At 47.5% G+C, this 6,984-nt stretch carries 7 protein-coding genes; all 7 read left to right on the plus strand.

The genetic code is table 11. The features are described 5' to 3' along the window. Window positions 1–4: 4 nt before the first annotated feature. Window positions 5–766, plus strand: a complete 762-nt coding sequence (locus tag FGQ85_RS05535; protein WP_087254875.1) for an OadG family transporter subunit — start codon at window positions 5–7, stop codon at window positions 764–766. 12 nt (window positions 767–778) lie between these two features. Then, window positions 779–1,147: a biotin/lipoyl-containing protein gene (locus FGQ85_RS05540; protein ID WP_087167287.1), complete on the plus strand. Its 369-nt coding sequence runs from the start codon at window positions 779–781 to the stop codon at window positions 1,145–1,147. 27 nt (window positions 1,148–1,174) lie between these two features. Next, window positions 1,175–2,326, plus strand: coding sequence for a sodium ion-translocating decarboxylase subunit beta (locus tag FGQ85_RS05545; protein WP_087254871.1), 1,152 nt, complete (start codon window positions 1,175–1,177; stop codon window positions 2,324–2,326). A 19-nt stretch (window positions 2,327–2,345) separates the two neighbouring features. Next, entirely contained in the window at window positions 2,346–3,758 is a 1,413-nt protein-coding gene (locus FGQ85_RS05550; protein WP_087167285.1) for an oxaloacetate decarboxylase subunit alpha, read from the plus strand. A gap of 197 nt (window positions 3,759–3,955) precedes the next feature. After that, window positions 3,956–4,909, plus strand: coding sequence for a MurR/RpiR family transcriptional regulator (locus FGQ85_RS05555; protein ID WP_087254868.1), 954 nt, complete (start codon window positions 3,956–3,958; stop codon window positions 4,907–4,909). Beyond that, window positions 4,894–6,129: an NAD(P)/FAD-dependent oxidoreductase gene (locus tag FGQ85_RS05560; RefSeq protein ID WP_087254865.1), complete on the plus strand. Its 1,236-nt coding sequence runs from the start codon at window positions 4,894–4,896 to the stop codon at window positions 6,127–6,129. The genes FGQ85_RS05555 and FGQ85_RS05560 overlap by 16 nt, the downstream gene beginning before the upstream one ends. Before the next feature lie 46 nt (window positions 6,130–6,175). Then, entirely contained in the window at window positions 6,176–6,841 is a 666-nt protein-coding gene (cmk, locus tag FGQ85_RS05565; protein ID WP_087167282.1) for a (d)CMP kinase, read from the plus strand. The last annotated feature ends 143 nt before the right edge of the window (window positions 6,842–6,984 follow it).

Raw genomic sequence — 6,984 nt, forward strand, 5'->3', positions numbered from 1 at the left:
CGAGTTGAAGAAAAGAATTAGTTTATTTGCAGTCATCCTTGCCCTCGTATTTACTCTTTCCGGATGCAGCAGCAGTTCTGATGCAAATTATGATGAAGATACAATGATCGAGCAGGCGGATGCGCTGATCTCAAGTTTCAGCCAGATGTCTACGGAAGAACTGGATGCATTTAAGGATGTAAGTGAACTGCAGTTGAATCTGACACTGCTTCAGTCAGGATTTAATGTGCAGGCGTCCAATTTTACCACGATGATTGATGCGTGGGAAGCTGGAATTGAAGAGTGTGGTGATTATATCAGCCACGGAGATTTCACTGTGGAGCAGAGCTCGGACAGCATCATGCTGACAACAGATGCCGAGTACGAAGACAGAGATGCTGAGATTACGATTGAGTTTAACGAAAAATCGGAGATGGAGAGTTTTACGGCGGCAGCCAAATATTCAACCGGAGAAATTCTTCAGAAGGCCGGTCTGAATACAGTCCTTGGAATGGGAACCGTGTTTGTCGTACTGATTTTCATTTCCTTTATCATTTCCCTGTTCGGCCTGATCGGGAAAACACAGCAGAAAAAGACAGAGCCGAAACAGACAGAAGCAGCACCTGCTGCTGTTGAAGAAGAGACTGTCCAGGAAGAGGATCTGACGGATGATCTGGAGCTGGTTGCAGTCATCAGTGCGGCAATCGCGGCAAGTGAGGGGACTTCTACAGACGGATTTGTAGTACGTTCCATTAAAAAAAGAAGAAAGAACAGTCAGTGGAAATAGGAGGAAGCAATCATGAAAAGTTATACAATTACAGTAAATGGAAACGTATATGACGTTACAGTAGAAGAGAAGAATGAAGCAGGAGCGGCATCTGCGCCGGCAGCGGCACCAAAGGCAGCACCGAAAGCACCAAAGGCACCGGCTCCGAAAAAAACGCAGGGTGCAGGCAGCATCCGTGTGGAAGCAGGGGCGGCCGGAAAAGTATTCAAAATCGAAGCTTCTGTAGGTCAGAAAGTCAAAAGAGGAGAGCCGGTTGTCATCATTGAGGCGATGAAGATGGAGATCCCTGTTGTTGCTCCGGAAGACGGAACAGTGGCAAGTATCGAACTTGCAGTAGGAGATGCATGTGAAGCGGGAACCTTGCTTGCAACATTAAATTAATGACAACTGACAATTGGAGGTTAGAACATGAGCTATATAGTTGAGACGTTAGGGCGTCTTGTAGAGCAGACGGCATTTCTGAACCTGACGGTTGGCAACCTGATCATGATTGCAGTTGCATGCTTGTTTCTGTATCTTGCGATCAACAGAGGGTTTGAACCGCTTCTTCTCGTCCCGATTGCTTTTGGGATGCTCCTTGTAAATATCTATCCGGACATTATGCTGTCTTTTGAAGATTCGGATAATGGAACCGGTGGACTTTTGTATTATTTCTATAAACTGGACGAGTGGTCTATTCTGCCGTCGCTGATTTTCATGGGTGTCGGAGCAATGACAGACTTCCGCCCGCTGATTGCGAACCCGAAAAGCTTCCTTCTGGGAGCAGCTGCACAGTTTGGTATTTTTGCAGCATACCTCGGGGCAATGGCAATGGGATTTTCTGACAAAGCAGCGGCAGCAATCGCCATCATCGGCGGAGCGGACGGACCGACATCGATTTTCCTCTGCGGAAAGCTTCAGCAGACCGCACTTCTTGGACCGATTGCGGTAGCGGCTTATTCCTACATGGCACTGGTACCGATTATCCAGCCGCCGATCATGAAGCTTCTGACAACGGAAAAAGAACGTAAGATCAAGATGGAACAGCTCCGGCCGGTATCCAAGCTGGAAGCGATCCTCTTCCCGATCATCGTTACCATTGTTGTCTGCCTGATTCTTCCGACGACAGCACCGCTTGTCGGAATGCTGATGCTTGGAAACCTCTTCCGTGAATCCGGAGTGGTACGCCAGCTGACAGAAACCGCGTCCAACGCGTTGATGTATATCGTTGTCATCCTGCTTGGTACTTCCGTAGGAGCAACGACAAGCGCGGAAGCGTTTTTGAATCTGGATACGATCAAGATCGTCATCCTGGGACTGATCGCATTCGCGTTCGGTACCGCGGCGGGTGTTCTTCTTGGTAAAGTCATGTGCTATGTAACCGGAGGCAAGGTCAATCCGCTGATCGGGTCCGCAGGAGTATCTGCAGTGCCGATGGCAGCCAGAGTATCACAGAAAGTCGGTGCTGAGGCAGATCCGACAAACTTCCTTCTGATGCATGCAATGGGGCCAAACGTAGCCGGCGTTATCGGAACGGCAGTCGTGGCAGGAACATTTATGGCGATATTCGGAGTGAAATAAGTTCGAGGAGGAGATTGAAATGGCAGAGAAAAAACCAATTAAAATAACAGAGACGATTCTGCGTGATGCACATCAGTCCCTGATCGCAACAAGAATGACGACCGAGCAGATGATGCCGATCGTAGAAAAACTTGACAAAGTCGGATATCATTCCGTGGAATGCTGGGGAGGAGCAACATTTGACGCTTCTTTACGTTTCCTGAAAGAAGATCCATGGGACAGACTCCGTAAATTCCGTGACGGTTTTAAAAACACAAAGCTGCAGATGCTGTTCCGCGGACAGAACATCCTCGGATATCGTCCTTACGGCGATGATGTAGTAGAGTACTTTGTGCAAAAATCCGTTGCAAACGGAATTGATATCATCCGCATTTTCGACTGTCTGAACGACCTTCGGAATCTTCAGACCGCAGTCAGGGCGGCAAACAAAGAAAAAGCCCATGCACAGGTGGCCCTCTCCTACACAATCGGAGACGCCTACACTCTGGAATACTGGGTACAGAAAGCAAAAGAAATCGAGGAGATGGGTGCGGATTCCATCTGCATCAAAGATATGGCAGGCCTCCTGCTTCCTTATAAAGCAACCGAACTTGTAACCGCTTTAAAAGAAGCAACAAACCTTCCGATCCAGCTCCACACCCACTATACATCCGGAGTCGCTTCCATGACCTACTTAAAAGCAGTGGAAGCAGGTGTAGATGTGATCGATACGGCAATGTCACCATTTGCACTCGGAACATCCCAGCCGGCAACCGAAGTCATGGTAGAAACATTCAAAGGCACACCGTACGACACCGGATTTGACCAGCAGCTGTTGTCCGAGATCGCAGATTACTTCCGCCCGATCCGTGATGAAGCACTGGAAAGCGGACTCTTAAATCCGAAGAATCTGGGAGTTAATATCAAAACACTCCTCTATCAGGTACCGGGAGGCATGCTCTCCAACCTGACCTCCCAGTTGAAAGAACAGGGAGCGGAGGACAAATATTATGAAGTGCTTGAAGAAGTACCAAGAGTCAGAAAGGACCTCGGAGAACCGCCGCTTGTCACACCGTCCTCCCAGATCGTAGGAACACAGGCTGTCTTCAACGTTTTGATGGGAGAACGCTACAAAATGGCAACCAAAGAAACAAAAGATATCCTGAAAGGCAAATACGGCGCAACCGTCTGCCCGTTCAACGAAGACGTCAAGAAAAAATGCCTCGGCGACGAAATTGATGACTGCATCACCTGCCGCCCGGCAGATCTTATCCCGGACGAACTGGAAACACTCGAAAACGAGATGAAACAGTGGAAACAGCAGGACGAAGATGTACTGACCTATGCCCTCTTCCCGCAGGTTGCAATCGACTTTTTCAAATACCGTCAGGCACAGCAGACAAAAGTAGACGAGACAATTGCAGACACAAAAAACGGAAGTTATCCTGTTTAAACGTACAACTTCTAAATAAAAAGCAATACAGATTTTTCTATTGGGGACGTGTTCCGATTCATCGGAACACGTCCCCAAAATTTAATAAATGCTTAAATCTTTGTCCTCTTTCTTGTCGACTCTTGTGAAATGCTTGTAATTAAGGTGAAAAAGGAGTATACTTAATTAGCTATTATGGACTTTTGGAGGAGTTAGTCATGACCGGCAAAAATGAGTTGCTTGAAAGAATTGAGGAGCGGTATGACGGGATGAGCAAGAGCCAGAAGAAACTGGCGGACTATATACGGTCTTCTTATGAGAAGGCTGTTTTCATGACTGCGGCCAGACTGGGTGATGTGGTCGGTGTCAGTGAGTCTACAGTTGTACGTTTTGCGTCCGGTCTTGGGTACAAGGGCTATCCGCAGTTTCAGAAAGCGCTTGAGGAGCTTGTGAGCAACCGCCTGAATTTTATTCAGAGGATGGAGGTTACTTACGGGCGGATCAGCCAGTCTGAGATTCTGATGAGTGTGCTCCAGTCGGATATAGAGAAGATTAAGCTGACGATGGAGCATATTGATCAGAATGCCTTTGAGACGGCGGTCGATACGATTTTAAATGCCAGGAAAATCTACATTGTGGGCATACGAAGCTGTGCCACACTTGCAAATTTTCTTGGCTTTTATCTGAATCTGATCCGGGACAATGTGGTCAGTGTGGACACGAACAGTTCCAGTGAGATTTTTGAGCAGATTATCCGGATTACGGAGGAGGATGTGATCATCGGTATCAGCTTCCCGAGATACTCCATGAGAACGTTAAAGGCTCTGGAATTTGCAAACAACCGGGGGGCAAAGATCATCACACTGACGGACAGCGTTCACTCACCGATGAATCTTTATTCGTCCTGCAGTCTGATCGCGCGCAGCGATATGGCTTCGATTGTGGATTCGCTTGTGGCGCCGCTGAGTGTGATTAATGCGCTGGTGGTTGCACTCTGCATGAAAAAGCAGGACGAGGTTGTGGACACGCTGGGGACACTGGAACAGATTTGGGATGAGTATCAGGTTTACTCAAGCGATGAACTGCATCCGGTCAGTGATAAAATACCACTTCATTTTCCGGACCAGAAGAAAGTGAATGATCAGAGGAGAACGGAATGGGAAAAACAGTAGTAATCGGAGGAGGCGCGGCAGGAATGATGGCCGCCATCTTCGCAGCAAGAAATGGAAACCAGGTAGAATTATTTGAGAAAAATGAAAAACTGGGTAAAAAGATCTATATTACCGGAAAGGGAAGGTGCAATCTGACGAATTCCTGTGATATGGAAGAGCTTCTGGATTCTGTGGTTACAAATAAAAAGTTCCTTTACAGCAGTTTTTACGGATTTACAAACGAAGAGACCATGGAGTTTTTCAGCGAAATCGGACTGAAGATGAAAACAGAGCGGGGAAACAGGGTGTTTCCGGAGTCCGATCATTCTTCTGATGTCATCCGTGTACTGGGAGATGAATTGAAACGCCAGGGAGTTCAGGTACACTTAAACACGAAAGTACAGCAGATCGGAACAAAAGACGGGGCGTTTGCCTGCCTGTACCTTGCGGACGGGACGGAAGTACAGGCAGATACATGTATTATCGCCACAGGAGGAAACTCCTACCAGACGACAGGGTCAACAGGAGACGGTTACCGGTTTGCAAAAACCCTTGGACATACCGTAACCAGCATCCGTCCGGCGCTGGTGCCGATGGAGACGAAGGAATCTTTTGTGAAAGATCTTCAGGGCCTTTCTCTTAAGAATACGGCAATTACCATCTTGGACGGGGCGAAAGTCCTTTACGAAGATTTTGGTGAAATGCTTTTTACGCACTATGGAGTGAGCGGGCCGATGATATTAAGCGCCAGCTCTTTTGTCGGAAAAATTCTGGAGGAAAGACCGCTGAGACTCCGGATTGATTTGAAGCCGGCGCTTTCCTTTGAACAGCTGGATGCGAGACTTCTGCGGGATTTCGAGGAGAATAAGAACAAGCAGTTTAAAAACGCACTTGCCAGGCTTCTCCCGGCCAAGATGATTCCGGTGGCTGTTGAGCAGAGCCGGATTCATCCGGAAAAGAAGATCCACGAAATCACCAGAGAAGAGAGGCTTGCTTTCGCGGCATTGCTAAAAGGTCTGGAGCTGACCATTACCGGGCTTCGGGATTTCAATGAAGCCATTATTACACAGGGAGGCGTCAATGTCAGGGAGATCAACCCGGCGACGATGGAATCCAGACTGGTAAAACATGTCCATTTTGCGGGAGAGGTTCTGGATCTGGATGCTGTGACAGGCGGATTCAATCTTCAGATTGCATGGTCTACCGGAAATGCGGCGGGTTCCTGTGCTTCTGAGGAATAAGGCACAGTCAGACTGAGAATAAATACAGTATCGGAGGATGAAAATAATGGGTTATCAGATAGCGATTGACGGACCGGCCGGCGCCGGGAAAAGCACCATAGCAAAACTTCTGGCAGAAAGAAAAGGCTTTATTTATGTAGACACCGGGGCAATGTACCGGGGGCTAGCCTGGTATTTTCTGACAAAAGGAATCCGGCCGGACGATGAAGAGGCGGTCACAAAAGCATGTGAAGAGGTGAAAATTGACATTGCCTATGAAAATGGAAAGCAGCAGATTTATGTAAATGATAAAAATATTACAGACCATCTCCGGGAGGAAGCAGTCGGAAATATGGCATCAAAAAGCTCGGCCGTTCCGGCGGTACGCGCCAGACTGCTGGAACTGCAGCGGGATCTGGCAAGGAGAGAAGATGTTGTAATGGACGGCAGAGATATCGGAACAAGTGTTTTGCCGGATGCAGATGTCAAGATATTCCTGACGGCAAGTGTTGACACGAGAGCCGGACGAAGGTACAATGAATTGTTGGGAAAAGGGGAATCCTGCGATTATGCTCAGATCGCAGCAGATATAGAAGAACGTGACAGAAGAGATATGACCAGAGAGATTTCCCCGCTGTGCCGCGCAGAAGACGCAGAGCTGATTGACAGCTCAGAGATGACGATTGAAGAAGTTGTAGAAAAAATAGAATCTTTCTGCCGCGAATCAAGATAAAAAGGAATGAGAACTGACCGGAGAGGAGGAATTACTGTAATAAATTGTAATAACGACGTAAAAAAAGCTGAAGTGAAAAGTTTAATTCCACTTTGAAATTAGGAAATATGAAAGTAGCAATTACTCTTACAAAAGAAGAGAAT

The sequence above is a fragment of the Pseudoflavonifractor sp. BSD2780061688st1 E11 genome, assembly GCF_005844125.1.
Taxonomy (GTDB): domain Bacteria; phylum Bacillota; class Clostridia; order Lachnospirales; family Lachnospiraceae; genus Sellimonas; species Sellimonas catena.

Coding starts and splice junctions, on each gene's coding strand:
- cmk (WP_087167282.1), top strand. CDS start 6,176: ATGGGTTATCAGATAGCGATTGACGGACCGGCCGGCGCCGGGAAAAGC.
- FGQ85_RS05560 (WP_087254865.1), top strand. CDS start 4,894: ATGGGAAAAACAGTAGTAATCGGAGGAGGCGCGGCAGGAATGATGGCC.
- FGQ85_RS05555 (WP_087254868.1), top strand. CDS start 3,956: ATGACCGGCAAAAATGAGTTGCTTGAAAGAATTGAGGAGCGGTATGAC.
- FGQ85_RS05550 (WP_087167285.1), top strand. CDS start 2,346: ATGGCAGAGAAAAAACCAATTAAAATAACAGAGACGATTCTGCGTGAT.
- FGQ85_RS05545 (WP_087254871.1), top strand. CDS start 1,175: ATGAGCTATATAGTTGAGACGTTAGGGCGTCTTGTAGAGCAGACGGCA.
- FGQ85_RS05540 (WP_087167287.1), top strand. CDS start 779: ATGAAAAGTTATACAATTACAGTAAATGGAAACGTATATGACGTTACA.